This is a genomic window from Phenylobacterium sp. FG114 (genome assembly GCF_057809855.1).
Window position 1 is genome coordinate 15,751 of sequence record NZ_JBMDKU010000024.1, and the last position, 25,482, is coordinate 41,232.

The window sequence follows — 25,482 nt, forward strand, 5'->3', positions numbered from 1 at the left end:
AGCGGAGGAGTGCTGCATGCTTTCGAACGCAATCGGAGCCGAGTTTCGAGACGTCGCCGACCGGACCTGGGATGGCCAGCCGGCCAAGGCGGTGGTCGCCGCGCGGGTCTACGAAGCCGATCCCCACGACCTGTGGGACGCCCTGACCAACCCCGAGCGGCTGCCGCGGTGGTTCTCGCCGGTCACCGGCGACCTGAAGCTGGGCGGGCGCTACCAGATCCAGGGAAACGCCGGCGGCACTGTGCTGCGCTGCGATCCCGGCGAGGCGCTGGACCTCACCTGGGAGTTCGCTGGCGCCACAAGCTGGGTGACCGTGCGCCTGGCGCCGGAGGGCGAGGGCACGCGGCTGACGCTGGAGCACATCATCCCGGCCAGCGACCTCGACGGCGAGCACTGGCGGAAGTACGGGCCAGCCGCCGTGGGCGTGGGCTGGGACCTGAGCTTCCTGGGCCTCGGCCTGCACATCGCCTCGGGAGGTGGGAAGCCGCCGGAAACCGATCCCGCCTGGGGGGCGTCGGACGAGGCCAGGGCGTTCATGCGGGGCAGCGCGGACGCCTGGGCCAACGCCCACATCGCGTCCGGCGAGGATCCCGAGACCGCGCGGCGGATGGCGACGACGACCGCGTCGTTCTACACCGGCGGCTGATGCATGCGTTCGACGTCCTGGGCGATCCCGTTCGCCGCCGGCTCCTGGAGCTGCTGGCGGAGAGCGAGCGGTCGTCCGGCGACATGAGCGCCATCGTCCAGGCGGAGTTCGGCATCACCCAGCCGGCGGTGTCGCAGCACCTGAAGGTCCTGCGCGACGCGGGCTTCGCGACCGTCCGGATCGATGGGCCGCGCCGGATCTACGCGGTGGAGGCCGGGCCGATGCGCGAGGTCGACGTGTGGCTGGACAGGTTCCGGATGTTCTGGACCCCCAAGCTGGAGGCGCTGGCCACCGAGGTCGCGCGTGGCAAGAAGCGGCGGGGCGAGGGCGCTTAGGCCGACCGCCCCGAGCCAAGCTTGTGTTTCCAGGGCGACCTCGGCATTGATCCCGCGTGTCCGAGCCGAACGCCCCCCAGAAATTCACCTACGCCCAGGTCTTCGAGATGGCCAAGGCCGCGGCGCATGAAGGCCGCTTCGCCGAGGCCGAGCGGATGTACCGCGCCCTCATCGTCGCAGAGACTCCGCCCGAGGTGATCCTGAACCTGGGCCTCGTGCTGGAGGACCTGGGCCGCTACGACGAGGCCGAGGCGTTCTATCGCGGCGAACTGGCGAAACGGCCCGCGGACCCGGCCTTCCTGAGGCGGCTGTCGTTCATCCTGCTGCGCAGCGGCCGCTACGCCGAGGGGTGGCCGCTCTACGAACACCGCATCCGGCCGGGGCAGAAGAAGCCGCAGCTCAGCTTCCCCGAGTGGATGGGCGAGCCAGTGGGCAGCCTGCTGGTGCTGCAGGAACAGGGCCTGGGCGACCAGATCATGTTCGCCCGCTATGTGCGGCCCCTGAAGGAACGCGACATCGAGGTGACGCTGACGGCGCGGCCGCCCCTGACGCGGCTCTTCCAGTCGCTGGGCGTGAATATCCTGACCGGCAGCGGCGAGGTTTCGATCCCTCGCCACGACGCCTGGATCCTGGCCGGCTCGCTGCCGTACCGCCTTGGGACGACGCTGGAGACCATTCCGCCCGCGCCGTACCTGCCCAGCGCGCCCGGTGGCGCAGGGATCGGCTTCATGGCCGCCGGCAGCGCGGACCATGTGAACGACCGCCACCGTTCCTTGCCCACCGACCTGGCGGACGAAATCCGGAGCTGGCCGGGTGTGCGCGACCTGTCGCCGTCGATCACCGGAGCCGCCGACTTCGAGGACACGCGCCGGATCATCGAAGGCCTGGAAGTCGTGATCTCGGTCGACACCGCGGTCGCCCACCTGGCGGGCGCCATGGGCAAGCCCTGCTTCCTGATGCTGCCGTTCAACCCCGACTGGCGCTGGCTGCGCGACCGTGCCGACACGCCCTGGTATCCGTCCCTGCGTCTCTTCCGCCAGCCGGCGGCGGGCGACTGGACCAGCGTCGTCGCCGATGTCCGCGCCGCCCTCTACGCCCACACGCGCTGACCCGACTGGCTCATGACCGACCCTCACGCCCATCTCCCGCCCGACGTCGTCGCGGCCATCAATGCCTCCTACGGCCTGGAGCAACAGGGCCGTTTCGACGACGCCATCGCCGCGCTGGAAGCGGCGCTGGGGCGGTTTCCCGGCGAGGATGAGGTGGCCTGGCGACTGGGCGTCCTGTTGATGCGCGAGGGACGGTTCGACGAGGGCCTGCCGCTGTGGGAGCGCCGTCCGATCCACATGGGGGGCCGCGCGGCCGGCAAGCCATCGTTCTCGTTCCCGGAGTGGGACGGCCGGCCGATCACGTCGCTGCTGATCCTGCAGGAGCAGGGGATGGGCGACCAGATCATGTTCGCCCGCTACGCCGCCTGGGCGCAGGAGCGGGGCATCGCGGCGGCGATCCTCTGCCATCCGCTGCTGGCCCGGCTGTTCGAACACCTCACCCCGGCCGTGCGAGTGATCCCGGGGCAGGGCCGGGTCGCGCTGCCGAACTGCGACGCCTGGGCCATGGGCCCGTCGATGCCCTTCCTTTCGGGCGAGCGGCCGTCGAGGGCCTATCTGGCCAGCAAGGCGGGCGGGGCCGGGATCGGCGTGATGACCGCCGGCCGGGTCGAGCACGTCAACGACCGCAGCCGGTCGCTGCCGGCGGAACTGGCGGCGCAGATCCTGGATTGGCGTGGGGCGCGGAACCTGGCGCCGGAAGCCACCGGCGCCGCCGACATGGAGGACACCCGCCGGATCGTCGAGGACCTGGACGTGGTGGTGACGGTCGACACCGCCGTCGCGCACCTGGCGGGCGCCATGGGCAAGCCCTGCTTCCTCATGCTGCCGTTCAACCCGGACTGGCGCTGGATGCGCGACCGCACCGACAGCCCCTGGTATCCGTCGCTGCGCCTGTTCCGTCAGCCCGCGCCGGGCGACTGGGCCAGCGTCCTGGCCGAGGTGCGCAAGGCGCTGGACGCCCGCGGCCACTGAGCGTGCTTGTGCGCCGGCCATCCCGGCGCGCAGGATGGGGACGGACCTGTCAGGAGATCCCCATGCGCGAGGTCGCCGAGCGCCGCCGCCTTCCCGCCGTCTCGGTCGGCGCTGCCGCCGTGGGGACCTCTGCGCTGGGATCGGCGATGCTGGGCGCGCTGGCCCTCGGCGCATTCGCGGTCGGCGCGGTGACCATCGGGCGGCTGGCGGTGGGCCGCCTCACGGTCAGGCGGATGCGCATACGCCGCCTCGAAGTCGACGAACTGACCGTGGGCCGACTGGTGGTCCGAGAGCGCGACTAGCCCACCGGGGCTTGCGCCGCGCGCGCCATCGCGCGACCGTGCCGTCAATCAGAAAGAACGGTATGGGAGGATGGCGATCATGGCGGGCGTGAACCCCAATGGGACGCTGAAGGGCAAGACCGCGCTGGTCACCGGCGCGAGCCGCGGCATCGGCGAGGCGATCGCCGTGCGCCTGGCGATGGAGGGCGCGAGGGTCGTGGTCTCGGCGCGCACGGCCGAGGACGGCGAGAGCAAGCTGCCCGGCACGCTGCACGACACGATCGACCGTATCCGCGCCCTGGGCGGGCAGGCCGCGTTTGTGAAGGCGGACCTGTCCAGCGAGGCGGATCGGGAGCGGCTCGTGGATGAGGCCGTCGGGCATTTCGGGCCCATCGACATCCTGGTCAACAACGCGGCGGTGACGTTCTTCATCCCGGTCGAGACCTTCCCGAAGAAGCGCTTCGACCTGATGATGGAGGTACAGGTCTGGGCGCCCTTCCACCTGAGCCAGCTGGTCCTGCCGTCGATGCGCGAGCGCAAGGCGGGCTGGATCGTCAACATCTCCTCGCCGGCGGGAATCCATCCCAAGCAGCCCTACAACCGCCGCGGCGGCGGGACGGTCTACGGCATGTGCAAGGCGGCGCTGGAGCGCTTTACCACCGGCCTGGCGTCGGAGGTCTTCGACGACGGCATCGCGGTGAACGTGGTCTCGCCCGGCCTGGTGGACACGCCGGGGGTGGCGGTGCACGGGCTGATCAACGAGCAGACCAAGGACAGAGTGCAGCCGATCGAGTTCATCGCCGAGGCGGTCTATCGGCTGGCCAGCGGCGACCCGAAGACGATGACGGGACGTATCGACTATGCCGAGCCATTGCTGAAAGAATTGGGGATCGCTCCCACCGAACTGGCCTGAGACCCATGATCGAACAGACGATCGACATCGCCACCAAGGACGGCAAGGCCACCACCTTCATCGTCCACCCGGAGCGGGACGGGCCGCATCCCGTCGTCCTGTTCTTCATGGACGCCCCCGCGATCCGCGAGGAGCTGCGAGACATGGCCCGGCGCATCGCCGCGGTCGGCCACTATGTGATGCTGCCCAACCTCTACTACCGCAAGGGCGTGCTGGAGCTGGCCGACCTGCCGCCGCTGCCGGAGGCCGAGGCCCGGGCGCGGATGTTCGACCTGATGGGCTCGATCAATATCGGCATGGTGATGGACGACGCCGACGCGCTGCTGGACTACGCGGGTCGCGACCCCGCCGCCAGCCGCGGCCCGGCCGGGGCTATCGGCTATTGCATGAGCGGGCAGTACGCGATCAACGCCGCCGCCCGTCATCCCGAGCGGATCACCTGCGCGGCTTCGCTCTATGGCGTGCAGTTGGTGACCGATCGGCCCGACAGCCCTCACCTGGCCGCGCAGAAGACCGGCGCCGAGCTCTACTTCGCCTGCGCCGAGCACGACACCTATGCGCCGCTGGAGATGGTGGAGGCGCTCGACGCGTCGCTGAAGGCGGCCAACGCCAACGCCGAGGTGGAGATCTACCACGGCGTCCACCACGGCTTCGCCTTCCCGCAGCGCGCCGTCTACGACAAGCCGGCGGCCGAACGGCATTGGGAGCGGCTGTTTGCCCTGTTCCGGCGGAATCTCAGGTAGGCGCCTGGGCGACCACCGGCGGGACCCAGCCGGGCTCCAGGGCCTTCTTCGGGTGGACGGAGCTGATCATGCCCATGAACGGCGGCCAGATTTCATAGCCGAGCAGCGTCTGCAGGCGGGGCGACATGGTCCGGGCCCGCTCGGGCGGGATGCCGAGGAAGAAGTTCTCCTGCGTCCGGGCCCAGGGCTCGCAGTACTGGTTGGTGAAGGCCAGGCGCGGCTTGTCGCTGCGGTTGGCGCCGCCGCGGTGGATGGCCGTGCCGGCCATGATGAAGCAGGCGCCGGCCGGGATCTCCATCGGGACCAGCAGCTTCTCCATCTCGTCATGGCCATTGGGGCGCAGCGCGTCGCCATGATCGCCCCACAGGTGGCTGCCGGGAATGACCTCGGTGCCGCCGTTCTCGGCGGTGAAGGCGTCGACGGCGGCGATCAGGGTCATGCTGATCGGCTTGCGCGGCCGGGGCTGGCGGTAGAAGCCGTCGTCGGTGTGGAGGTCTTGCGCGGCCTCGCCGGGGTTGATCTGGATCGACTGGCTGGCAGTGAGTAGGTAGCCCGGCTGCAGGAACCGGTCGAGCACCGCCAGGACGCGCGCGTCGGCGGTCAGGTCTTCAAACACCTTGGCGCGGGCGACCAGGGTGTAGATGCGCTCGGTGGAGAAACCTTCGAAGGCGTTCCGGCCATGATGCTGGCCCATGTAGGGCGCGAGCCCGTCGCGCACGGCCTGCAGCGTCGCCTGGTCCATGAAGTCGCGGATCACCGTGAAGCCCTGCTCGCGGATCTCGGCGGCGTGGGCGTCGGCGTCGAAGAATGCGGTGGATTTGTCCATCTCGCTCGGCCTCCCTATTCTCCAGGCATAGCACGCGAGGATCGCCGATGAGCCAGACCCTGAACATCCGCCGCGTGGCGGGCGCCCTTGGGGCCGAGATCTCGGGCGTGGACCTGTCGCAGCCGCTGGCCGACGACACCGTCGGCGCGATCAGGGCGGCGCTCACCGAGCATCAGGTAATCTTCTTCCGCGACCAGGACCTGACCCCGGCCCAGCAGGTGGCGTTCGGGGCGCGGTTCGGACCACTGAACATCCACCCCTACGTCGCCGGCATGGCCGAGCAGCCCGAGGTGATGGAGATCATCAAGGAGCCGTCCGACAGGATCAATTTCGGCGGCGGCTGGCACTCGGACATGAGCTTCCTGGAGACTCCGGCCATCGGCTCGATCCTCTATGCGGTCGAGCTGCCGGACTGGGGCGGCGATACGCTGTTCGCCAGCCAGGCAGCGGCGTTCGAGGCCCTGTCGCCCGGCCTGCAGAAGACGCTGGAGGGCCTGAACGCGGTGCACTCCGCCAGCCGCGAGTACTCGTCCCAGGGCCATTCGGCGCAGAAGCGCGGCTCGATGAACGTGGCCGAGGCCGACGGCTATGTCGGCGAATACGTCCACCCGATGGTGCTGGTCCATCCCGAGACCGGCCGCAAGGCGTTGTATGTGAACCCGGCCTTCACGCTGAAGATCGAAGGGTGGAAGACCAGCGAATCCAAGGCGTTGCTCGACTACCTGTTCAACCACTGCCGTTACGAGGCCTTCACCTGCCGCTTCTCGTGGCGGCCGGGCTCGGTGGCGTTCTGGGACAACCGGTCGGTCTGGCACTTCGCGCTCAACGACTACCCTGGCCAGCGGCGGCATATGCGCCGCGTGACGGTGGATCCGTGGCCCGCGGCGAAGGCGTCTATCGCGGCGGAGTAGCGAGCCACGCGTCGACTCCCCGCGCCGCCGCCAGCCCCGTCGCGAAGCTCGCCTGGAGGAGGTAGCCGCCGGTGGGGGCTTCCCAGTCCAGCATCTCGCCAGCCACGAAGACGCCGGGCCGGGCTTTCAGCATCAGGTTCTCATCCACGGCGTCGAGGCGCACGCCCCCTGCCGACGAGATCGCGCGGGCGAGGGGCTGGACGCCGGTCAGGCGGATGGGCGCGGCCTTGATCGCCCGGGCCAGTGGGCCGGGATCCGACGGCAGGTCCTTGCCGTGCGCTTCGCGCAGCAGGTTCGTCTCGATGGGTGAGAGCTTGAGCGCCTTGCGCAGGTGGTTGGCGAGCGACTGGCTTCCACGGCCCCGGCTCAGGCGGTCGGTGAGCGCGCCCGCGGTCATTTCGGGCCGCAGGTCGAGGGTCACCGTTACCGACCCTTCGGCCTCGATGGCGTCGCGGAGCGGGGCGGAGAGGGCGTAGAGGGCGCCGCCTTCCAGGCCGTAGCGGGCCACCATGGCCTCGCCGCGGACGGTGCGATCGCCGAAGGTGAGGGCGATCCCCTTGAGCGGCTGTCCCGCGAAGCCCTGCATCACCGGGCTCCAGGCGACGTCGAAGCCCATGTTCGCCGGGCGGAAGGGCGCGACGTCGCCCAGCCAGGCCGCCCAGCCGCCGTCCGAGCCCAGCTTGGGCCAGCTCGCGCCGCCGAGAGCGAGGATCGCGGCGTCGGGACGTTCGGTGGTCTCGCCGTCGGGCGTGCGGAAACGCAGCGCGCCTTCGTCGCTCCAGCCCAGCCACTCGCTGCGCGTGCGGATGGTCACGCCCAGGCCGGCCAACCGGCGGAGCCAGGCGCGGAGCAACGGCGAGGCCTTCAGGGCCTTGGGAAACACGCGGCCCGACGAGCCCACGAACGTCGGCTGGCCCAGGCTCTCGGCCCAGGCGATGAGCGCCGACGGTGGGAAGGCGTCCAGCGTCGGTCGCAGCCAATGCGCCGCCGGGCCATAGCGCGCGGCGAAGGCCTCGAAATCCTCGGAGTGGGTGAGGTTCAGCCCGCCCCGGCCGGCCATCAGGAACTTGCGGCCCACCGACGGCATCCGGTCGTGGACGGTGACCACATGGCCCGCCGCCGCCAGGGTCTCGGCCGCGAACAGGCCCGCGGGCCCACCGCCGATGACCGCGACGGCGGCCATGGCCTAGTCGGCCCCGGCCATCGCCAGCAGGGCGGCCAGGCCGACCGACATCCCCTTCAGGCTGCCGGGCTTGGCGACGTCGATCCACTCGTCCACGGCGTGCGCGCGGCCACCCACGCCACCGGATCCGATCGTCACCGCCGGGATGCCGAGGCTGATCGGGATGTTGCTGTCGGTGGAGCTGGCGCCCAGCACCGGCGTGTACCCCGCGGCCCGGACGGCGGCCGATGTCATCTGCACGATCTCGGCGTCTTCCTTGGTCGCGCCCGTCGGCCGCTCGCCAATCTGCTTGATGTCGGCGGTGATCGCCCCGGCATGGGTGGAGCGCGCCGCGTTTTCCGCCTTTACCGCGTTCTCCACGATCTGCAGGAATCGGCCGTCGACCTTGGCGAGCTCTTCCTTGCTCTCGGAGCGCATGTCGACCTCGAGCCAGATGGCGTCAGGGATCGAATTCACCGACGTGCCGCCGCCCACGACGCTGGTGGCGTAGGTGGTCTTGGGGTTGGTCGGGGTGACGATCTTGTTCATCTCGACTACCGTGGTCCCCATGGCGGCCATCGGGTTCACCAGGCCGTAGGCGCCGTAGCTGTGGCCGCCCGGGCCCTTGAAGGTGACACGGTAGCGCTTGGAGCCGACGGCGCCGAAGGTGACACGTTCGGCGCTGGTTCCGTCCATCGAGAAGAACGCTGCGATGCGGTCCTTATACTTGCCCTTCGAGAAGATGTAGCGGACGCCGCGCAGGTCACCGGGCCCTTCTTCGCCCACGTTGCCGACGAAGAGGATGTCCTTCCTGGTCTTCACCTTCCCCGCCTCGAGCGCGCGGATGTAGCCTAGCAGGACGGCCAGCGAGTGGGTGTCGTCGCCCACGCCCGGCGCGTGCAGCTTGGTCCCCTCGCGCCGAACCTTCACGTCGGTCCCCTCCGGGAAGACGGTGTCGAGGTGGGCGGCGATGACGACCAGCGGGGCGCCGGCCGGCCCGGTCCCACGGCGCAGGCCCATGACATTGCCCTCGGCGTCCATTTCGACGTCGGTCAGGCCGTGGGCCTTCAGCATGGCCATGTACGCTTCGGCCCGCTTCTGTTCCTTGAACGGCGGCGCGGGAATTTCGGTGAGGGTGATGGTGTCCTGGACGATGCGGTCGTGCTCGCGGTCCAGCGTCTTCATGGCTTCCTCGAAGCCCTGGCTCGCTCGGATGTCCGCGACTGCCCGCTCGGCGCGCGAGGACTTCGTCGCCGCGGCGGCGCCGGAGGCCAGGGTGAACGAGAGGATAGCGACCATGGCAGGCCGCGAGACGCGTAACATCGTGATGGAATCCTTGCGTGCGAGCGCCGCCATTTCAGCCGATCCCACCGCCCTTCGCTAGGGCGGAAGGGCAGGTTCAACCGCATTACCGGGAATTAATGCGACGATCCGTGCCCCGTCGCTTGCCGGGTCCGGGCCGCGACCTCTAAGCCTTCGCGTCACAATCGTGTAACGGGGAGGTCCGCCGTGCAGAACCGACGGCAAGTGATGTTGGCCGCAGGCGCGCTGGCCGCCCTGTCGTCGAGTGGCGCGCTGGCTCAGCCGAGCGGAGCCGAGGCCCAGCTCGCGACGTTCCTGGACGAGGTGTTCAAAGAGACCCTGGACGACAGCCCCGAGCTGGTCACCTCGCTGGGTCTCGACAAGGGCGAGCGCGCCGCCGCCAAGGCCCAGTTGCACGACGCCTCGCTGGCGGGCGTGGAGAAGCGAAAGGCGCGCAACTCGGACCAGCTCCGCCGGCTGAAGGCCATCGACCGCAGCAAGCTCTCGGGCATGGCGGCGGTGAACTACGACACCCTGCTGTTCGAACTGCAGACCACCGAGGACGGCAACAGGCGTTTCGCCTATCCGTCCGGCGGCAGCCCCTACGTCCTGGCCCAGATCTGCGGCGCCTGGCAGGAGGTGCCGGACTTCCTCGACAGCCAGCACACCATCGAGATCCGCGAGGACTGTCAGGCCTACCTCTCGCGCCTGGAAGCCTTCGCCGCGACCATGGACGCCGAGATCGAACGCGTGCGCCGCGACGTCGGACTGGGCGTGGTGCCACCGGACTTCGCCCTGACCGGCGCGCTCGCGGGGATGAAGGTGCTGCGGCAGCCGGCCGACAAGTCGACCCTGGTGAGCTCGCTTACGGGCCGCGCCAAGGCGAAGGGGATCGCAGGCGACTGGGCCGCCCAGGCCACCGCGCTTTACGACGGCAAGGTGGTCCCGGCGCTGGACCGCCAGATGGCGCTGCTGGAGAGCCTGAAGCCGAAGGCCAATCACGACGCCGGATGCTGGAAGCTGCCCGACGGCGACGCCTACTACGCCCACATGCTGGCGTCGCAGACCACCAGCCGCATAACGCCCGACGAGGTGCACAAGCTGGGCTGGGACGTGACCAAGGAGCTGTCGGCGCGGGCCGATGTGCTCTTCAAGCAAGTCGGCTTCACCAAGGGCACGGTGGGTGAGCGCTACATCGCGCTCTATGAGAGCAAGAAGGGCGTCTATCCCAACACCGACGCCGGCAAGGCCAAGATCATCGCCGACCTGAACCATGTGGTGCAGGCGATGCAGAAGCGCCTGCCCGAGCAGTTCGGCACGCTGCCCAAGGCGCCGCTCGAGATCCGCCGCATCCCCGCCGCCACCGAGGGCGGCGCGTCGACCCACTACGAGGGCGCCAGCCTCGACGGCAAGCGGCCCGGCGTCTACTGGCTGAACCTGCGCGACACGGCCGAGAGCCCGTACTGGTTCCTGCCCACGACCACCTATCACGAGGGCATCCCGGGCCATCACATGCAGATCACCCTGCAGCGTGAGGCCGACCTGCCGATGATCCGCCGGGTCATGGGCTTCGGCGCCTATGCCGAGGGCTGGGCGCTCTATTCCGAGCAGGTCGTCCAGGAGATGGGCGCCTACAAGGGCGAGCCGCTGAACGAGCTGGGCTACATCCACGACGCCCTGCTGCGCTCGGCCCGCCTGGTCACCGACAGCGGCCTGCATCACCTGAAGTGGACGCGAGAAAAGGCCATCGCCGAGATGCGCGGCATCGAGGGCGATCCCGAGCCGCTCGCCGCCCAGGAGATCGAGCGCTACTCCGTCTGGCCGGGCCAGGCCTGCAGCTACATGGTGGGCAAGGTCACCATCCTGCAGCTGCGCGAGAAGGCGAAGAAGGCGCTGGGGCCGAAGTACGATCCCCGCAAGTTCCACGACGCCATCCTGCTGTCGGGCTCCATGCCGCTGACCGCCCTGGAGAACGTCGTCGACCTCTATATCGCGAAGACCAAGGGTTGAGCACCACGTGACCAAGCACATCGACCGCCGCAGCTTCCTCGTCACCACTGCGGGGGCCGCGCTTGCGACCGCCGCGCCCGCGTTCGCCCAGGCCGGCTCCGAAGACGCCAAGCTTCGCGCGCAGCTCGACAGGATGTTCGAGCAGACGGTCGACGACAGTCCGCGGTTCGCCACCTCGCTGGGGCTCGACAAGGGCGCCCGCGCAGCGCTGAAAAGCCAGCTGGACGACAACTCCGCCGCGGGCAAGGCCAAGCGGCTGGAGCGCGCCCGCAAATGGGTGGGCGAGCTGAAGGCCATCGATCGGGCGAAGCTCTCGGCCGGCTCGAAGATCGACCTGGACGTCGTGCTCTACGCCAACGAGCAGGCCGTGCGGAACGGCGACAAGTACAGGTTCGGCGACGTGGGCGGGAACTTCAGCCCCTATGTCATCAGCCAGCGGGGCGGGGCCTATGCCAACGTCCCCGACTTCCTGGACAGCCAGCACAAGGTTGCGAACGCCGACGACGCGCAGGCCTATCTTTCGCGCCTCTCGGCCTTCGCCAAGGCGATGGACAACGACGTGGCCCGGCAGACGGCCGACGTGGCCGCCGGCGTCATCCCGCCCGACTTCGTCTGCGACCTGTCGCTGGGCCAGATGAAGGCGCTGCGCAACCAGCCTGCCGACAAGGTGATCCTGACCACCTCGCTGGCCAAGAAGGTCGCGGCGGCGAAGCTGGAGGGTGATTGGGCCGCCCGCGCGCAGAAGATCGTCGAGACGGAGGTCTATCCGGCGCTCGACCGCCAGATCGCCGCCATGCAGGCCGTACGCGCCAAGGCGAAGCCGGACACCGGCGTCTGGGCCCTGCCGGGCGGCGAGGCCTACTACGCGGACGCGGTTAAGGCCTCGACCACGACCAACTACTCGCCGGAGGAGGTCCACCAGCTCGGCCTGACCCAGGTGGCCGAGATCGGCGCGCGGCTGGACGCGATCCTGAAGGCCCAGGGGCTGACGCAGGGCACGATCGCCCAGCGGCTCATGAAGCTGAACGAGGACCCCAAGCAGGTCTATCCGGCCACCGACGCCGGCCGCGAGCAGATGCTGGCCGACCTCAACAAGGACGTCGCCGACCTCTACGGCCTGCTGCCGAAGGCGTTCAACACCCTGCCCAAGGCCAAGGTGGAGGTGCGGCGCGTGCCGGTCTTCATCCAGGACGGCGCGGCGAACGGCTACTATCAGTCGGCGGCCCTGGATGGCTCGCGGCCGGCGGCCTTCTACATCAACCTCAAAGAGACGGGCGACTGGCCGCGCTACAACCTCAAGACCCTCGCGGCGCACGAGACGGTTCCCGGCCACCACCTGCAGATCGCCCTGGCCCAGGAGAGCAGCCGCATCCCCATGATTCGCCGGGCGGGCTTCGGCTTCTCGGCCTTCTCGGAAGGTTGGGCGCTGTACGCCGAGCAGCTCTCGGACGAGTTGGGCGCCTACGACGGCGATCCCCTGGGCCAGGCGGGATACCTGCAGTCGCTGCTGTTCCGCGCCGCGCGCCTCGTGACCGACACGGGCATCCACTACAAGCGCTGGGGCCGGGCCAAAGCGACGCAGTACATGGTCGACACCATCGGCAACACCGAGAGCCGCGCGCAGCGCGAGGTCGAGCGCTACTTCTCCTCGCCCGGCCAGGCCAACAGCTACAAGGTCGGCCACACCGTGTGGGCCAAGGTGCGCGAGGACGCCCGGAAGAAGTTGGGCGCCAAGTTCGACCTGAAGGCCTATCACGACGCCGTCCTGCTCTCGGGCGCCATGCCCCTGACGGTGCTCGAGCGGCACGTACAGGACTGGGTCGCCTCGCAGGCCTAGGGTCGACACGCCCGGGTAAAGCGACTTCCATACTGCCCAAATGGAAGCGCGGGAGGACGGTATGGCGACGCTGAAGCGCGACGACGGGGTCAGCCTCTACTACGAGGTCCACGGGCAGGGACCGGTGCTCCTGCTGACCCACGGCTATTCGGCGACCTCGCAGATGTGGGCGGGGCAGGTCGGCCCCCTCAGCCAGGACCACACGCTGGTCACCTGGGACATGCGGGGCCATGGCCGGTCCGACAGTCCGGAAGATCCGACGCTCTATTCGGAGGCCGCGACGGTGGCCGACATGGCCGCGTTGCTGGACGTGGTGGGCGCCACGCAGGCGATCGTCGGCGGCCTGTCGCTGGGCGGTTACATGTCGCTCGCCTTCAACCGCGTGCATCCCGAGCGGGTGCGCGCGCTGCTGATCATCGACACCGGCCCGGGGTACAAGAACGACGAGGCGCGAGAGGGCTGGAACCGCAACGCCATCCGCACCGCCGAGCGCTACGAGACCGAAGGACTGAGCGTGCTGGAGGCCGGCAGTGCCGAGCGCCGGACCGCCCGACACACCAGCGCCAGGGGCTTGGCGCTGGCGGCGCGCGGGATGCTCACCCAGCGCGACGCCGGCGTGATCACCTCGCTGCCGGGCATCGGCGCGCCGTCGATCGTGGTGGTGGGCTCGGAGGACACGCCGTTCCTCGCGGCCAGCGACTACATGGCCTCGAAGATCCCGGGTGCGAAGAAGGCGGTGATCGAGGGCGCCGGCCACGCGGCCAACATCGACCGGCCGGAGGCGTTCAACGCGGCGATCCTCGGCTTCCTCGGCGATCTGCGAACCCGCGCTTAACCTTGGCCGTGGCAGGATGCCGGCGCGATGGCCATGGAAGTCGTCAACGGCTACGTCTGCAGGAACTGCACGGACGTAGAATACGCCAAGAAAGGCGTGGACCCGGCCCATCCCAAGGACGGGCCGCAAGGCGCCTACGCCGACGGCAAGACCGATGAGGCGAAGACCAAAGGCGCGAGGGCCGAGTTCGGTCCGGCCGTCACCTTCGGCGGCCAGCTGTCGTCGCCGACCTCGCAGCAGAGCCCGCCCGCGCCCTACGCTCCGGGCGCTGCGGTGAACCTCTCCGCCTGACCGCGGACTCGTAACTTGTGACGTTCTGGGTCAACCTCCCGGCAAAGCTAGCCCGGGGAGGGACGCCGGATGCGTGTGCGCGTAGCTTTCATCGGAGCCCTGAGCCTCGTCGCCGCTAGCGTGACGGCCGGGCCGGCCGCCGCCCAGCACGACATGTCGAAGATGGCGCCGATGAGCATGGGCTTGCCGCCCATGCCCAGCATCTACGGCGGCCAGGCGGACAAGCCCAGGGCGCCGGTGTTCAAGGACCTGGGCGCCCACCGCATGACGATCACCGCGAATGCGGAGGCCCAGAAATTCTTCGACCAGGGCGTGAACCTGATGTTCGGGTTCAACCACGCCGAGGCGATCCGCTCGTTCCGCGAGGCGGCCAGGCTCGATCCGAACTGCGCCATGTGCTGGTGGGGCGTGGCCTTCGCGCTGGGCCCCAACATCAACCTGCCGATGCAGGACGACGCGGTCATCCCGGCGTGGATGGCGATTCGGAACGCCCAGACGCTGGCTCCGAAGGCGACCCAGAAGGAGCAGGACTGGATCGCCGCGCTCGCCACCCGCTACGCCGAGAAGAAGTCCGCCGACCGGGCGGCGTTGAACACGGCCTTCGCCACGGCGATGGGTGACCTCTCCCGCAAGTATCCGGACGACGTGGATATCCGGACCTTCTGGGCCGAGGCGATGATGGATACGCAGCCCTGGGACTACTGGCAGGCCGACGGGGTCACGCCCAAGGGCAACGGCGGCGAAATCGTCAGGACGCTGGAGACGGTCATGGCCAAGGCGCCCGAACACCCCGGCGCGCTGCACCTCTACATTCACGCGGTCGAGGCCTCGACCACGCCGGAACGAGCCGAGCCGGCGGCGGACAAGCTGCTGAAGCTGATGCCGGGTTCGGGGCACATCGTGCACATGCCCAGCCACATCTACTACCGGGTCGGCCGCTATGCCGACGCCTCTGCGGCCAACGAGGTCGCCGCCAAGCTGGACGAGGACTATGTCGCCGCCTGCCGGGCGCAGGGCTTCTATCCGGCCGGCTACTACGGCCACAACATCCACTTCCTCTGGACTTCGGCCGAGATGGAGGGCCGCTACCAGACCGCGCTCGACGCCGCGCGACGACTAGTCAAGGCGGTGGATGCCGACAAGGTGGCCCTGCAGCTGCCGCCGGCCGAGGTATACACCTTCACGCCGGTGGTCACCCAGCTCCGCTTCGGAAGGTACCGCGAGGTGCTGGCCGAACCGCAGCCCGACAAACGCCTGGTGCTCGACAGCGCCATGTGGCTCTACGCCCGCGCCTCGGCCGAAGCCAACCTCGGCGACCTGAAGGCCGCGCAAGCCGACCGCGCGAAGCTCGCGGCGCTGCAGAAAGCGAACTTCACGCGCTACGACGCTTTCGGCATGCCGGTCGCCCAGATCGTGCAGGTGGCGCTGGCGGCGGTCGATGGCGAGATCGCGCGGAAGGCGGGCGACCTGCCCGGCGCGGTGGCCCACTTCCAGACGGCGATGCAGCTGGAACGGGCGCTGCCCTACTACGAACCGCCCTACTGGCATCGGCCGATCGCGCACCTGTTGGGCGCCGCTCTGCTCGAGGCTGGCAAGCCCGCCGAGGCCGAGGCGGTCTACCGCGAAAGCCTGCACCACTACCGCCGCGACGGCTGGGCGCTGATGGGCCTCGCCAAGGCGCTGCAGGCTCAGGGCAAGACCGCCGAGATGCAGAAAGTGGGCGCCGAGTTCGGCGAGGCCTGGCGGCGGGCGGACACCCAGATCGCGACCTCGCGGCTCTGAGCTAGAACCACCCCGCCTGCTTCAGCGGCCCTGCGTTGCTGCGGCTGATCGGGACGGTGAGGCCGCACTTCAGCTTCGCCTCGCCGCGGCCGCGCAGCCAAGTGACGTCGTCGATGGCGTCGGCGGCGATCCACCATGAGCGGTGTGTCTGGAAGCCCGGTGCGGCGGCCAGTTCCGCCAGGGCGTCGCCGAAGCGGGCGGTGATCAGTTCGTCGCCGGCGTCGGTGTGGACGCGCAGGTAGTGGTCCTCGGCCTCGACCGCGAACAGGCTGGCGGCGCGGCGCTTGGCCGACAACCGCTGCCGGAACGTCTCGGTGGGGTCGGTCTCCGGCTCGGGAGGCGGCGCGATGGCGGGGGCCTCGGCCTGGGCCCAGGCCAATTGGCGCAGGCACATGGTGGCGATGCAGATGATGAAGACCTGGAAGGTCGGCTGCCACAGGTTCCGCCAGCCGAGCCATTGGCCGAACATGAAATGGTTCACCAGGCCAACCAGCACCGTGACCGGCGGCGTCATCAGCACGCTGGCGGCGACCAGCCGGAGCCAGAAGTGATCGACCCAGCGGCGCAGCGGCTCGTCCACGGCCACGCCGATCATGCCCCCGCCCACCATGCACGCCAGCCAGTAGATCAGCCGCCGGCCAAGCGGGTGCTCGGCCGTCCCATACGGCCCCAGGAACGCCATCACCACGCCGACGGCCGTCCATAGCGCCAGGTCGGCGGTCAGTCGGCGGACCCAGGGCGGGGCGGTCAGGGCGGGCATCGCGTCTCGCTGCAGAGTCGTTCGCGCGACACTGCCACGACTGGCGATTCCGGGTCATCCGTTCGCGCAGGATTGGCGCCATTCGCGAGAACGCCCCTGGGCGGAGGGGGAGGCGCAGGTCATCCGTTGGCCGTCACCGACACAGACGGACCCCGACATGACCCGCCGTATCGCTCCCGCCCTGTTGGGCCTGGCCATCTTCCTCAGCGTGGCGATCGCGATCTTCTCGTATCGCTATCTCAGCCCGAATGGCCCGCTGCAGGCGCCGAACATCACAGGCAATCCGTTCGCCATGCCGTGGCTCGTGGTGCACGCGGCCGGGGCCGCGACGGCGCTGCTGGTCGGCGGGTTCCAGTTCATCCCGGCGCTGCGCCGGAACCGGACGCTGCACCGCTGGCTGGGGCGGGTCTATGCGACCGGCTGCATCGTCGGCGGATTCGCCGGGCTCGGCCTGGCGTTCGGCTCGACGGCCGGTCCCATCGCCGGCTGGGGGTTCGGCCTCCTGGCCGTCATCTGGATCCATGTGACGGCACAGGGCTGGCTGACCGCCCGCGCGGGTCGCTTCGACGAGCATCGCCGCTGGATGATGCGCTCGTTCGCCCTGACCTTCGCGGCGGTCACCCTCAGGCTCTACATGCCGCTGGGCGATCTGGCGGGGCTGGACGGCTTGCCGGCCTATCGCGCCATCGCCTGGCTTTGCTGGATCCCCAACCTGCTGCTGGTCGAGCTGTACCTGCGCCGGGGGCTGGCGCGCGCGACACCCGTCGTCGCCTAACGCCACACTGCTGACATCGCCCTGTCAGCAGCCCGGGCGTTGAATGGGGGCGAACGGAGGCGCTCCCAATGACCGACCTGACCTTCTACACCCACCCGATGTCCCGCGGCCGCATCATCCGCTGGATGCTGGAGGAAGTGGGCCAGCCCTACGACACCAAGATCCTGGGCTTCGAGGATTCGATCAAAAGCCCCGAATTCCTGTCGGTGAACCCGATGGGCAAGGTGCCGGCCATCAAGCACGGCGACACCGTGGTCACCGAATGCGGCGCGATCTGCGCCTATCTCGCCGACGCGTTCCCGGAGGCCGGCCTGGCGCCCGCGCACGGCAGCAAGGATCGCGGCCCCTACTACCGCTGGCTGTTCTTCGGGGCCGGTCCGATCGAGCAGGCCGTGGGGCTCAAGGCTCTGGGCGTCGAGATCCCGGCCGAGCGCGAACGGATGCTGGGCTGCGGGTCGATGGACCACGTGCTGGACGCCATCGAAGGCGCGCTGGACGGCCGCGATCACGTGGCCGGCGACACGTTCACCGCGGCCGACCTCTACCTGGCCTCCCACCTGGGGTGGGGCATGCAGTTCGGGACCATCGAGAAGCGGCCGAACTTCGAGCGCTACGTCGAGCTGCACGACAGCCGGCCGGCGGCGAAGCGCGCGGTGCAGATCGACGACGACCTCATCGCGAAGGCGCAGCCGCAGCCCGCTGAATGAGGTCGAACCGGGTTCCGTAGAGGTCCTCGAACACCGCCACGGTTCCATAGGGCTCGTGGCGGGGCTCCTCGAGGAAGCGGACGCCGGCGGCGCTCATCCGTGCATGGTCGCGGGCGAAGTCGTCGGTCTCCAGGAACAGGAAGACGCGTCCCCCAGCCTGGTCGCCCACGGCCCGCGCCTGCTCCCCCACGGCGCGGGCCAGCAGGAGGGCGGCGTCGGACCCCGGCGGCCGCACCACGACCCAGCGCTTGCCGCCGCCCATGTCGGTGTCCTCCACGAGGTCGAAGCCGGCCATGCGGACGTAGAAGTCGATCGCCTCGTCGTACTCGCGAACGAGGAGGGCGGTGAGGGCCAGGCGTTGCATGCGTCACGCCTAGCCCGATTCACCTCAGGCCCCCGCCCGCGCCTCCTGGGCGGCTTCCTCGGCCAGGCGGCCGTGCAGCTCGCTCATGTGGTCGAAGTCGGCTTCGAAAGCCCCCAGGCCCTGCGTCAGGCCGCGCAGCTCGGCGATCAGGTCCTGCCGCTCGCGTTGCGGCAAGTAGGCCTCGATGCGTTCCCAGCCGCGCCAATCCTCGCGAGGGCTGAGCCCCAGAATCTGGCCCCGCCGGGCGGTCAGGGCCGAGGTCACGTGACTGGCGCTGTTCGAGGGCGAATAGACCGTCAGCTTCTCGATCGGCTCCAGCAGCACGGTGCCCACCGCCTTCAGCGCCTCTTCGATGCCCAGGCGCCCTGCGGTGCGGAAGGCCATTTCCGAGCTGTCGACGGCGTGGGTCATGCCATCGGTGAGCGTGACCTCCAGGTCGGTGACCGGGAACCCCAGCGGACCCTTGGCGAGGCCGTCGCGGACGCCGGTCTCGACGGCCGGGATCCACTGCTTGGGCACCGCGCCGCCGACCACGCGCGACTGGAAGACGAAGCCGGAACCGCGAGGCAGCGGCTTCACCTCGATTGTCACGTCGGCGAACTGGCCATGGCCGCCGGACTGCTTCTTGTGCCGCGCCCGCTGCGTTGTCCCGCGCGCGACGGTCTCGCGATAGGGCGTCCGGGGCTGGACAGTGTCGATCTCGACGCCGTAGCGGCGCTTCAGCCGCTCCAGCGCGAGCCGCACGTGGCCTTCGCCCTGGCCGGCCAGCAGCACCTGCCGCTGCTCGGCGTCGTGGGTGAGCGACAGGCCCGGGTCTTCCTCCACCAGCTTGCCCAGCGCGCCCGACAGGCGGACGTCGTCGTTGCGGTTCTTGGCCATCAGGGCCACGGCGAACAGCGGCGGCCGGGCCCTGGCGGCTTCCTTCACCACCTGCGGCTGGCCGGTGGTGGAGAGGATCTGGCCCGCGGCCGCCTGGTCGACCTTGCCGATGGCGGAGATGTCGCCCAGCGGCGCCTCGGCGATCTTTTTCAGCGACGAGCCCTGCACCTGGCTGAGACCGCCCGCGCGGCTCCTCGTGCCATCGGTCATGACGAAGTCCGCGCCGTCGGCCAGCTTGCCGCCGAAGACGCGCGCATAGGCGAGCTTGCCGGACTGGCCGGCGTAGGCGGCCTTGAGCACATAGGCGCCGCTGGTGATGCCGATCCGCGCCGCGGCCTTCTCCACTGGCGGCGTCTCGTGGCGCAGCGCTTTCAGCAGGCGGCGGACGCCGAAGCCGTTCTGGGCCGAGCCGAAGAACACCGGCACGATCAGGCCGTCGTTCATTTCGCGGACCAGGTCCGAGAAGACGGCGTCGCGGCTGGGCTGGACGTCGGACAGGAGCTGTTCCAGCAGCTCGTCGTCGAAGTCGGCGATCTGCTCCAGCATGTGGAAGCGCGCGTCGGCTTCCTGCTGCTGCAGGTCGGTGGGGATGTCGACCAGTTCGCTGGGCTTGCCGGGCCGGTAGACGAAGCACCGCTCCAGCGCCAGGTCGATGTAACCGGTGACCTTGTCGCCGCTCCAGGTGGGGATCTGGCGCGCCACCAGGGGCGCGGACGACACCGGGGCCAGGGCTTCCAGGAGCTCCTGCAGCGAGCCGCGGGCTTGGTCGGTCTTGTTGATGAAGAGGGCGTGGGGCACGCCGAGACGCTCGAGTTCGCGCAGCGTGGGCTGAAGCAGGACCGCCTTGGCCGGATCTGGCTCGGCGACCACGATGGCCAGGTCGACGGCCGGGAGGGCCTTGTCGATCTCGCAGCAGAACTCCAGCGATCCGGGGCAGTCGACGACCACGTAGCGGTCGCCCATGAACTCGAAGCCAGCGAGGTTCAGCTCGACGGAATGGCCGCGGGCCTTGGCCTCGGGACTGCTGTCGCCCACCTCGCCGGGGCGCACCGCCTGGCCGGTCGCGGCTTCCAGCAGGGCCTCCATGAGGGCGGTCTTGCCGGCGCTCGTGGGGCCGACGAGCGCCAGCGCTCGAACCGACCTCGTGTCTCGGATTGCCATGGTCGCGTTCTCCCATCACCGAAGGCGCCGAGGGCGCCCCGCCATGCGGGAGGTCGTGGCGCCCATGCGCGCGGTTGTGAGCGGTCGCGGACCAGTGTGGGGCCGGTCGACGCCGCCCTTACGGGGAAACCCTACGCCCCAAGTTTTGCGGGGCGCGCCTCAAGAAGTCGTGAGGGCGGAGGGCTGAAGAGGCGTTCTCCTCGCCCTACGGGTGAGGAGAGTCTGCCCCGAAGTCAGCGATCCAGGGCCGAACGGATGGCCAGCGCGCCGGCGCGGGCCCGGCCGCGGGCGGCGATGCTGCCCTCGTCCGCCGGGGTCTCGCGGGCGCGGCCGTAGAGCCAGCCCTGGGCGTAGTCGACGCCGGCCTGGCGCACCGCTTCCTCGGCGTCGGTGGTTTCCACCATCTCGGCCAACGTACGAACGCCTAGCTCGCCACACATGTTGACCAGATGCTTGACGAAGGTGGCCTCGCGCCCGCCGTGCTGCAGGTCGCGGATATAGCGGCCGTCGATCTTCAGCAGGTCCAGGGTGAGTTGCTGAAGGTAGGCCAGCGAGGCGGCGCCGGCGCCGAAATCGTCGAGGCAGACCTCGCATCCGGCCGCGCGCAGGCTCTGGATGCGGCGGTCGGCCTGGGCCAGGTCCTCGACCGCGGCGGACTCGGTGAGTTCGAACATCAGGCGGCCCTTGGCCCACGGGCGGCTCTTCAACATGGCGAGCACGCCCGAGACGTAGCTGTCGCTCATCAGGCTGCGGCCCGAGACGTTGACCGCCAGCACCAGCTTCGCATCCTTCTGAAGGGCGGACAGGGTCTCCTCCAGGATCGCCAGGTCCAGCGGCTCGATCAGATCCATCTCTTCCGCCATGCGGATGGTGGGGAACGGACTGCCGGTCGAACCGAAGCGGACCAGCACCTCGTGATGGTGCAGGGCGCCGTCATGCAGCGACACCACCGGCTGGTAGGCCAGGGTGAAGCGCCGGTGCTTGATCGCGGCGCCCAGCTGCCCGGCCTTGGCCAGCGTCGCCTGCATGGCGCGGTCGAGGGCCTGGGCGAGGTCGACGGGCAGCGGGCGGGTCAGGCCATCGTCGAGCACCTGACCGAGGGCGAAGCGCAGGGCCTGCGCCATCTGCTTGGGACGGGCGACGCCGGTGAGCGGCATCGAGGTCGCCTCGGCCGCCACGCCGTCAACGCCCGCGCTGGCCAGCACGCGTTCGATCCGGTCGGTCAGGACCTCGGGCGCCTCGTGGCTGGCGTGCACCAGGGCGTAGCGGTCCGGGCCGACCGCGGTGGCCGCCTCGCCACGATAGGCCTGGGCGCGCAGGGCGCCCGCCAGCAGCGCCTCCAGCCGGGCGGGGTCGCTCCGGGCCATCGGCGACTGCGACAGACCGGTGAACTCGATAAATGCAAGATCCAGGGCTTCGGACGAACCTGCCAGGAGTTCGGTGGCGCGGCTTTCGAAATTCTCGCGGCTCTGCAGGCCGGTGGCGCCGCCGGCGGTGGCCCGGGACAGCGCGCAGGAGATGGCGCCGCCGTTTTGCGGCAGGCGGACGGCGGTGAGGCTGGCGTAGCGGCCGCCGCCGGCCACGCAGGCCACCACCGGACCGGCGCGCGTGCCGTCGCTGAGGCCGGAGAACAGGGCCTGCACCATCGCCTCGTCGTCGGGGCAGAACAGCGACTGCCAGGGTCGCCCCGCCATCGCGCGGTCGGCCACGCCCAGCACAGCCTCGCCTGCACCCAGCGCGAAGGTCACGCTGCCGTCGACACCGACCTCGACGAGGAGGTCGGCGGCGGCGAAGCCGAAGGCCAGGAAGCGGTGCGGTGTCGACAAGATAACTTTAGTCCCCGGAAGGACTTAGGCTGCGGCCCAGGCGCTTAAGATCGCGTGTTCGCCGATGGACATCTCGCGAGGCGGAGAGGTCGAGTCACCCAATTTGGGGGCCTCAGGCGTCGGCCTTGGCCCGCCGGAGCATGCGGCGCCGCGTCTCCAGCACCGTGTAGAGGCGTTCTCGTTCCGGCTCGCCAACCGGCAAGGCCTCGCGGCCGTGGGGCAGCTCCAGGTCCTGCTCGGCTTCGGCGGCCATCCGCTCCATGCCTTTTGGATCCACCCGCCACAGCGCATGGATCAGGTCCGCCACGAGGAGTTCTAGTGTGGCGACGCGGGCCACGAGATCCCGCTTGCTGGTGGAGACATCGTCCGACATGCGATGGTTCCAGACTTTCCGGCCGTGGGGCGGCCGGCAAATTGGGGAGAGAGTGCTTAAGCTTTCGATAGCAGCCTAAGGAAGCATGACGGAAAAGTTGAGTCGCACACAACCGGAACGTCCGACGGCGCGCGTTCTCCTGTTCGATGCCTACAATCGCATCCTGCTGATGAAGGGACGCCTGCCCAGCGCGCGCGACCGGCCGGGCATCTGGTTCACGGTCGGGGGCGGGGTGGAGGCGGGTGAAACCTACGCCCAGGCCGCGTCGCGCGAAGTACGCGAGGAAACGGGCATCGAGGACTTCATCCTGGGGCCGGTGGTGTGGCTCCGCGAGGGCGTGATGCTGATGCCCGAGCCGACCCTGTTCAAGGAGCAGTACTTCGTCGCGCGCTGCGAGGGCGCGGATCCGAAGCGCGACGGCTGGCAGGCGAACGAGCACGAACTGATCGACGACATCCGCTGGTGGACGTTGCCCGAACTGCTGACCACGGCGGATCGGGTGGTTCCTCCAGGATTCGTCGGTCGCCTGCCGCCGATCATCAACGGGCGACTGCCCAAGGAGCCGGAGCGCATTCCCTGGAAATGACCGGTCACGCTACTGTCGCGGCGATTCATTAGGACCACGCCATGATCGCCGCCCTGCTCGCCGCCGCCGCCGTGTCCGCCGCCTGCGATCTGGAGGCGCCCTCGGGCAAGCCGGGATGCACCCGCGCCGCCGTCGACGCCCTGCCCATGAACGCCCTGCAGGCCATCGGCACGCACAACAGCTACAAGATGGCCATCGCGCCCAACGAGATGGCGGCGATCCGCGCGGTGAACCCCAGGGAGGCCGACGGCCTCGACTACAGCCATCCGCCGCTCAGCCAGCAGCTCGAGGCCGGCGCCCGGCAGCTCGAGATCGACGTGGCCTACGATCCCGCGACGGGGCTCTACGCGACTCCGCTCGGGTTCAAGATGGCTGGCGCCAACGCCGTGCCTTACGACTTCTCCGCGCTGAAGCAGCCGGGGCTGAAGGTGCTGCACGAGCCTTCGGTGGACTACCGCGCGGTCTGCCAACTCTTCACGGCCTGCCTGAAGGAGGTCCGGGCCTGGTCGAAGGCGCATCCCGACCACGTGCCGTTGCTGATCCTGATGAACCTGAAGGAAGGCGGCATCGGCCTCCCGGGCGCCGTCAAGGCTCCGGTGTTCGACGCCAAGGCGATGGATCAGGTCGACGCCGAAATCCGCTCGGTCTTCCCCGAGGCCGAGTTGATCACCCCCGACCAGGTGCAGGGCAAGCACGCCAGCCTCCGCGAGGCGGTCGCCGCCGGCGGCTGGCCCCGGCTGAAGACGGCCCGCGGGCGGGTGATGTTCGCCCTGGACGCCCCGCCGAGCCAGGTCGCGATCTATCGCGGCCAGCGCAAGGTCCTAGAAGGCCGGGCGGCCTTCGTGAACATCGAGGAGACCTCGCCGGCCGCCGGCTACATCACGTTGAACGAGCCCCAGGAACTGTCCGAGCGGATCGCGGCGGCGATCAAGGCGGGCCTCCTCGTGCGCACGCGAGCCGACGCGGACACGCGGGAAGCCCGCGCCAACGACACCAGCCGCCAGACGGCGGCCTTCGCCTCGGGCGCGCAGTACGTCTCGACGGACTACATGAGGCCCGACACTCGCTTCGGGCCCTACGTGGCGAAACTGCCGGGCGGCGGCGTGGCGAGGCTCTCTCCGGTCCAGCCCTAGGAGCTGGGCGCGACGGCCACTTTCTCCTCCAGCGGCGGCGCGGTCGCGGGCTGCGCCACCGCCGGCGTGGCCGCCGTGTCGGCGGACGGAGGAGCCTCGGCGACAGTCACCTCGGGCGTCTTGTCCTTGCCGAACAGGCCCCGGCCGATGGTCTTGCCGAGGAAGCTGCCGGCGAACTTGCCGACCGGGCCGGCCACGGCAGCGCCCGCCGCCCCGCCGGCGACACCGACCGCGATCGTGCCGACCTTGCCTCCCAGGCCGCTGCCCTCGTCCTTGGGCGTGATGATCGGGGCGGCCTTCGTGGGCTCGTCGGGCAGGGCGGGGTCGACCGCATCGGCCACGGGGGCCGGCGCCGGCTTGGCGCTGACCGGAGGCGGGGCCTCGACGGTAGGCTGCACGGCGGGCAGCGGCGCCAGCGTCGGCGCGGCGGTCACGTCGACCGGCGCGACCGTGGTCGGATCGGCGCCGGCCGGCGGCAGGGCGAGACTTGGGACATCCTGCGCGATCGCAAGACCCGGCAAGACCAGGGCGGTGCTGACGGCGAAGGGCAAAAACGCACGCATTCTCAACGCTCCGCGAGGATCACCTCGAACTGAGCGCCTTCAACGCGTCGGAGGCCGGGCGGTTCACGCCGGCCGAGGTTCGGAGGGCCCATCCGGGGATGGGCCCGCCTGTAAGCTTAGCCGCTGACCTTCAGGTTGGTCGCGGAGGTCTTGCCGCTGCGACGGTCCTGCTCGAGGTCGAAATTCACCCGCTGGCCTTCATTCAGGCCCGACAGGCCGGCCTGCTCGACCGCCGAGATGTGGACGAAGATGTCCTGGCCGCCACCTTCCGGCTTGATGAAGCCGAAGCCCTTGGTGGGGTTGAACCACTTCACTTCGCCCGTGCCGGAGCCGGAGACCACGCCGCGCGGACGATCGCCGCCGCCGCCGCCGCCGCCGCCGAAGCCGCCGCGGCCACCGC

At 69.9% G+C, this 25,482-nt stretch carries 27 protein-coding genes; 17 read left to right on the forward strand and 10 right to left on the reverse strand.

All coding sequences use genetic code 11. The features are described from left to right. Positions 1 to 16 precede the first annotated feature (16 nt). The 7 genes from ACODSY_RS25110 (at position 17) to ACODSY_RS25140 (ending at position 4,999) form a co-directional block, all read left to right on the forward strand. Positions 17 to 646 carry an SRPBCC family protein gene (locus tag ACODSY_RS25110; protein ID WP_488954641.1) on the forward strand — a complete coding sequence of 210 codons (630 nt, stop codon included), beginning with the start codon at positions 17 to 19 and terminating at the stop codon, positions 644 to 646. Continuing rightward, entirely contained in the window at positions 646 to 981 is a 336-nt protein-coding gene (locus ACODSY_RS25115; protein WP_488954642.1) for an ArsR/SmtB family transcription factor, read from the forward strand. Before ACODSY_RS25110 ends, ACODSY_RS25115 begins: the two co-directional genes overlap by 1 nt. Positions 982 to 1,037: 56 nt before the next feature. Then, positions 1,038 to 2,090 carry a tetratricopeptide repeat protein gene (locus ACODSY_RS25120; protein WP_488954643.1) on the forward strand — a complete coding sequence of 351 codons (1,053 nt, stop codon included), beginning with the start codon at positions 1,038 to 1,040 and terminating at the stop codon, positions 2,088 to 2,090. 12 nt (positions 2,091 to 2,102) lie between these two features. After that, positions 2,103 to 3,062 (forward strand): tetratricopeptide repeat protein, encoded by a 960-nt coding sequence (locus ACODSY_RS25125; RefSeq protein ID WP_488954644.1) that lies wholly within the window; start codon positions 2,103 to 2,105, stop codon positions 3,060 to 3,062. 62 nt (positions 3,063 to 3,124) lie between these two features. After that, on the forward strand, positions 3,125 to 3,364 hold the full coding sequence (locus tag ACODSY_RS25130; protein ID WP_488954645.1) for a hypothetical protein: 240 nt from the start codon (positions 3,125 to 3,127) through the stop codon (positions 3,362 to 3,364). 70 nt (positions 3,365 to 3,434) lie between these two features. Further along, positions 3,435 to 4,256 (forward strand): SDR family NAD(P)-dependent oxidoreductase, encoded by an 822-nt coding sequence (locus ACODSY_RS25135; RefSeq protein ID WP_488954646.1) that lies wholly within the window; start codon positions 3,435 to 3,437, stop codon positions 4,254 to 4,256. A 5-nt stretch (positions 4,257 to 4,261) separates the two neighbouring features. Then, the gene (locus ACODSY_RS25140) at positions 4,262 to 4,999 is read left to right on the forward strand and encodes a dienelactone hydrolase family protein (RefSeq protein WP_488954647.1); all 738 of its coding nucleotides are present in this window, start codon (positions 4,262 to 4,264) and stop codon (positions 4,997 to 4,999) included. On the opposite strand, the gene ACODSY_RS25145 is transcribed toward ACODSY_RS25140, so the two are convergent. Next, a complete protein-coding gene (locus tag ACODSY_RS25145) occupies positions 4,992 to 5,825 on the reverse strand; it encodes a phytanoyl-CoA dioxygenase family protein (protein WP_488954648.1) in 834 nt (277 codons plus the stop codon). The genes ACODSY_RS25140 and ACODSY_RS25145 overlap by 8 nt on opposite strands. A 47-nt stretch (positions 5,826 to 5,872) precedes the next feature. Between ACODSY_RS25145 and ACODSY_RS25150 the strand changes: the two genes are divergently transcribed. Then, the gene (locus ACODSY_RS25150) at positions 5,873 to 6,736 is read left to right on the forward strand and encodes a TauD/TfdA dioxygenase family protein (RefSeq protein ID WP_488954649.1); all 864 of its coding nucleotides are present in this window, start codon (positions 5,873 to 5,875) and stop codon (positions 6,734 to 6,736) included. On the opposite strand, the gene ACODSY_RS25155 is transcribed toward ACODSY_RS25150, so the two are convergent. Together ACODSY_RS25155 and ACODSY_RS25160 are read right to left on the reverse strand one after the other, a co-directional pair. Then, on the reverse strand, positions 6,720 to 7,919 hold the full coding sequence (locus ACODSY_RS25155; protein WP_488954650.1) for a TIGR03862 family flavoprotein: 1,200 nt from the start codon (positions 7,917 to 7,919) through the stop codon (positions 6,720 to 6,722). The two genes, ACODSY_RS25150 and ACODSY_RS25155, sit on opposite strands and share 17 nt — an antisense overlap. Before the next feature lie 3 nt (positions 7,920 to 7,922). Then, positions 7,923 to 9,197: a M20/M25/M40 family metallo-hydrolase gene (locus ACODSY_RS25160; RefSeq protein WP_488954651.1), complete on the reverse strand. Its 1,275-nt coding sequence runs from the start codon at positions 9,195 to 9,197 to the stop codon at positions 7,923 to 7,925. A 231-nt stretch (positions 9,198 to 9,428) separates the two neighbouring features. Here ACODSY_RS25160 and ACODSY_RS25165 point away from each other — a divergent pair, with 231 nt between their 5' ends. The 5 genes from ACODSY_RS25165 to ACODSY_RS25185 all read left to right on the forward strand — a co-directional run bounded on the left by ACODSY_RS25165 (position 9,429) and on the right by ACODSY_RS25185 (position 15,955). Further along, entirely contained in the window at positions 9,429 to 11,210 is a 1,782-nt protein-coding gene (locus tag ACODSY_RS25165; RefSeq protein WP_488954670.1) for a DUF885 domain-containing protein, read from the forward strand. Positions 11,211 to 11,217: 7 nt separating this feature from the next. Beyond that, complete coding sequence (locus ACODSY_RS25170) at positions 11,218 to 13,047, forward strand: DUF885 domain-containing protein (protein WP_488954652.1); 1,830 nt, start codon at positions 11,218 to 11,220, stop codon at positions 13,045 to 13,047. 61 nt (positions 13,048 to 13,108) lie between these two features. Continuing rightward, positions 13,109 to 13,882, forward strand: coding sequence for an alpha/beta fold hydrolase (locus ACODSY_RS25175; RefSeq protein ID WP_488954653.1), 774 nt, complete (start codon positions 13,109 to 13,111; stop codon positions 13,880 to 13,882). 27 nt (positions 13,883 to 13,909) lie between these two features. Further along, entirely contained in the window at positions 13,910 to 14,173 is a 264-nt protein-coding gene (locus ACODSY_RS25180) for a hypothetical protein (protein ID WP_488954654.1), read from the forward strand. A gap of 69 nt (positions 14,174 to 14,242) precedes the next feature. Further along, positions 14,243 to 15,955: a tetratricopeptide repeat protein gene (locus tag ACODSY_RS25185; protein ID WP_488954655.1), complete on the forward strand. Its 1,713-nt coding sequence runs from the start codon at positions 14,243 to 14,245 to the stop codon at positions 15,953 to 15,955. A 1-nt stretch (position 15,956) separates the two neighbouring features. Here ACODSY_RS25185 and ACODSY_RS25190 read toward each other — a convergent pair whose 3' ends face one another. Then, the gene (locus ACODSY_RS25190; RefSeq protein WP_488954656.1) at positions 15,957 to 16,715 is read right to left on the reverse strand and encodes a LytTR family DNA-binding domain-containing protein; all 759 of its coding nucleotides are present in this window, start codon (positions 16,713 to 16,715) and stop codon (positions 15,957 to 15,959) included. Between the two features lie 157 nt (positions 16,716 to 16,872). On the opposite strand from ACODSY_RS25190, the gene ACODSY_RS25195 reads away from it, so the two are divergent. Continuing rightward, positions 16,873 to 17,490 carry a DUF2306 domain-containing protein gene (locus tag ACODSY_RS25195; protein WP_488954657.1) on the forward strand — a complete coding sequence of 206 codons (618 nt, stop codon included), beginning with the start codon at positions 16,873 to 16,875 and terminating at the stop codon, positions 17,488 to 17,490. 68 nt (positions 17,491 to 17,558) lie between these two features. Continuing rightward, complete coding sequence (locus ACODSY_RS25200; RefSeq protein WP_488954658.1) at positions 17,559 to 18,197, forward strand: glutathione S-transferase family protein; 639 nt, start codon at positions 17,559 to 17,561, stop codon at positions 18,195 to 18,197. On the opposite strand, the gene ACODSY_RS25205 is transcribed toward ACODSY_RS25200, so the two are convergent. The 4 genes from ACODSY_RS25205 to ACODSY_RS25220 form a co-directional block, all read right to left on the reverse strand. Then, positions 18,163 to 18,561 (reverse strand): VOC family protein, encoded by a 399-nt coding sequence (locus ACODSY_RS25205; RefSeq protein ID WP_488954660.1) that lies wholly within the window; start codon positions 18,559 to 18,561, stop codon positions 18,163 to 18,165. The genes ACODSY_RS25200 and ACODSY_RS25205 overlap by 35 nt on opposite strands. A gap of 24 nt (positions 18,562 to 18,585) precedes the next feature. Further along, a complete protein-coding gene (locus ACODSY_RS25210) occupies positions 18,586 to 20,601 on the reverse strand; it encodes an elongation factor G (protein ID WP_488954661.1) in 2,016 nt (671 codons plus the stop codon). 233 nt (positions 20,602 to 20,834) lie between these two features. Further along, a complete protein-coding gene (locus tag ACODSY_RS25215; RefSeq protein WP_488954662.1) occupies positions 20,835 to 22,427 on the reverse strand; it encodes an EAL domain-containing protein in 1,593 nt (530 codons plus the stop codon). 112 nt (positions 22,428 to 22,539) lie between these two features. Next, the gene (locus ACODSY_RS25220; RefSeq protein WP_488954663.1) at positions 22,540 to 22,800 is read right to left on the reverse strand and encodes a hypothetical protein; all 261 of its coding nucleotides are present in this window, start codon (positions 22,798 to 22,800) and stop codon (positions 22,540 to 22,542) included. A gap of 97 nt (positions 22,801 to 22,897) precedes the next feature. Here ACODSY_RS25220 and ACODSY_RS25225 point away from each other — a divergent pair, with 97 nt between their 5' ends. Continuing rightward, positions 22,898 to 23,386, forward strand: a complete 489-nt coding sequence (locus ACODSY_RS25225) for an NUDIX hydrolase (RefSeq protein WP_488954664.1) — start codon at positions 22,898 to 22,900, stop codon at positions 23,384 to 23,386. Positions 23,387 to 23,427: 41 nt separating this feature from the next. Further along, positions 23,428 to 24,519 (forward strand): phosphatidylinositol-specific phospholipase C1-like protein, encoded by a 1,092-nt coding sequence (locus tag ACODSY_RS25230; RefSeq protein WP_488954666.1) that lies wholly within the window; start codon positions 23,428 to 23,430, stop codon positions 24,517 to 24,519. Here ACODSY_RS25230 and ACODSY_RS25235 read toward each other — a convergent pair. Together ACODSY_RS25235 and ACODSY_RS25240 are read right to left on the reverse strand one after the other, a co-directional pair. Next, complete coding sequence (locus ACODSY_RS25235) at positions 24,516 to 25,082, reverse strand: hypothetical protein (protein WP_488954667.1); 567 nt, start codon at positions 25,080 to 25,082, stop codon at positions 24,516 to 24,518. The two genes, ACODSY_RS25230 and ACODSY_RS25235, sit on opposite strands and share 4 nt — an antisense overlap. A 116-nt stretch (positions 25,083 to 25,198) precedes the next feature. Beyond that, positions 25,199 to 25,482: cold-shock protein (locus tag ACODSY_RS25240; RefSeq protein WP_488954668.1), on the reverse strand; the 284-nt coding region annotated here is incomplete at its 5' end.

Coding starts and splice junctions, on each gene's coding strand:
- ACODSY_RS25110 (WP_488954641.1), top strand. CDS start 17: ATGCTTTCGAACGCAATCGGAGCCGAGTTTCGAGACGTCGCCGACCGG.
- ACODSY_RS25115 (WP_488954642.1), top strand. CDS start 646: ATGCATGCGTTCGACGTCCTGGGCGATCCCGTTCGCCGCCGGCTCCTG.
- ACODSY_RS25125 (WP_488954644.1), top strand. CDS start 2,103: ATGACCGACCCTCACGCCCATCTCCCGCCCGACGTCGTCGCGGCCATC.
- ACODSY_RS25130 (WP_488954645.1), top strand. CDS start 3,125: ATGCGCGAGGTCGCCGAGCGCCGCCGCCTTCCCGCCGTCTCGGTCGGC.
- ACODSY_RS25135 (WP_488954646.1), top strand. CDS start 3,435: ATGGCGATCATGGCGGGCGTGAACCCCAATGGGACGCTGAAGGGCAAG.
- ACODSY_RS25140 (WP_488954647.1), top strand. CDS start 4,262: ATGATCGAACAGACGATCGACATCGCCACCAAGGACGGCAAGGCCACC.
- ACODSY_RS25145 (WP_488954648.1), bottom strand. CDS start 5,825: ATGGACAAATCCACCGCATTCTTCGACGCCGACGCCCACGCCGCCGAG.
- ACODSY_RS25150 (WP_488954649.1), top strand. CDS start 5,873: ATGAGCCAGACCCTGAACATCCGCCGCGTGGCGGGCGCCCTTGGGGCC.
- ACODSY_RS25155 (WP_488954650.1), bottom strand. CDS start 7,919: ATGGCCGCCGTCGCGGTCATCGGCGGTGGGCCCGCGGGCCTGTTCGCG.
- ACODSY_RS25160 (WP_488954651.1), bottom strand. CDS start 9,197: ATGGTCGCTATCCTCTCGTTCACCCTGGCCTCCGGCGCCGCCGCGGCG.
- ACODSY_RS25165 (WP_488954670.1), top strand. CDS start 9,429: ATGTTGGCCGCAGGCGCGCTGGCCGCCCTGTCGTCGAGTGGCGCGCTG.
- ACODSY_RS25175 (WP_488954653.1), top strand. CDS start 13,109: ATGGCGACGCTGAAGCGCGACGACGGGGTCAGCCTCTACTACGAGGTC.
- ACODSY_RS25180 (WP_488954654.1), top strand. CDS start 13,910: ATGGCCATGGAAGTCGTCAACGGCTACGTCTGCAGGAACTGCACGGAC.
- ACODSY_RS25185 (WP_488954655.1), top strand. CDS start 14,243: ATGCGTGTGCGCGTAGCTTTCATCGGAGCCCTGAGCCTCGTCGCCGCT.
- ACODSY_RS25190 (WP_488954656.1), bottom strand. CDS start 16,715: ATGCCCGCCCTGACCGCCCCGCCCTGGGTCCGCCGACTGACCGCCGAC.
- ACODSY_RS25195 (WP_488954657.1), top strand. CDS start 16,873: ATGACCCGCCGTATCGCTCCCGCCCTGTTGGGCCTGGCCATCTTCCTC.
- ACODSY_RS25200 (WP_488954658.1), top strand. CDS start 17,559: ATGACCGACCTGACCTTCTACACCCACCCGATGTCCCGCGGCCGCATC.
- ACODSY_RS25205 (WP_488954660.1), bottom strand. CDS start 18,561: ATGCAACGCCTGGCCCTCACCGCCCTCCTCGTTCGCGAGTACGACGAG.
- ACODSY_RS25210 (WP_488954661.1), bottom strand. CDS start 20,601: ATGGCAATCCGAGACACGAGGTCGGTTCGAGCGCTGGCGCTCGTCGGC.
- ACODSY_RS25220 (WP_488954663.1), bottom strand. CDS start 22,800: ATGTCGGACGATGTCTCCACCAGCAAGCGGGATCTCGTGGCCCGCGTC.
- ACODSY_RS25230 (WP_488954666.1), top strand. CDS start 23,428: ATGATCGCCGCCCTGCTCGCCGCCGCCGCCGTGTCCGCCGCCTGCGAT.
- ACODSY_RS25235 (WP_488954667.1), bottom strand. CDS start 25,082: ATGCGTGCGTTTTTGCCCTTCGCCGTCAGCACCGCCCTGGTCTTGCCG.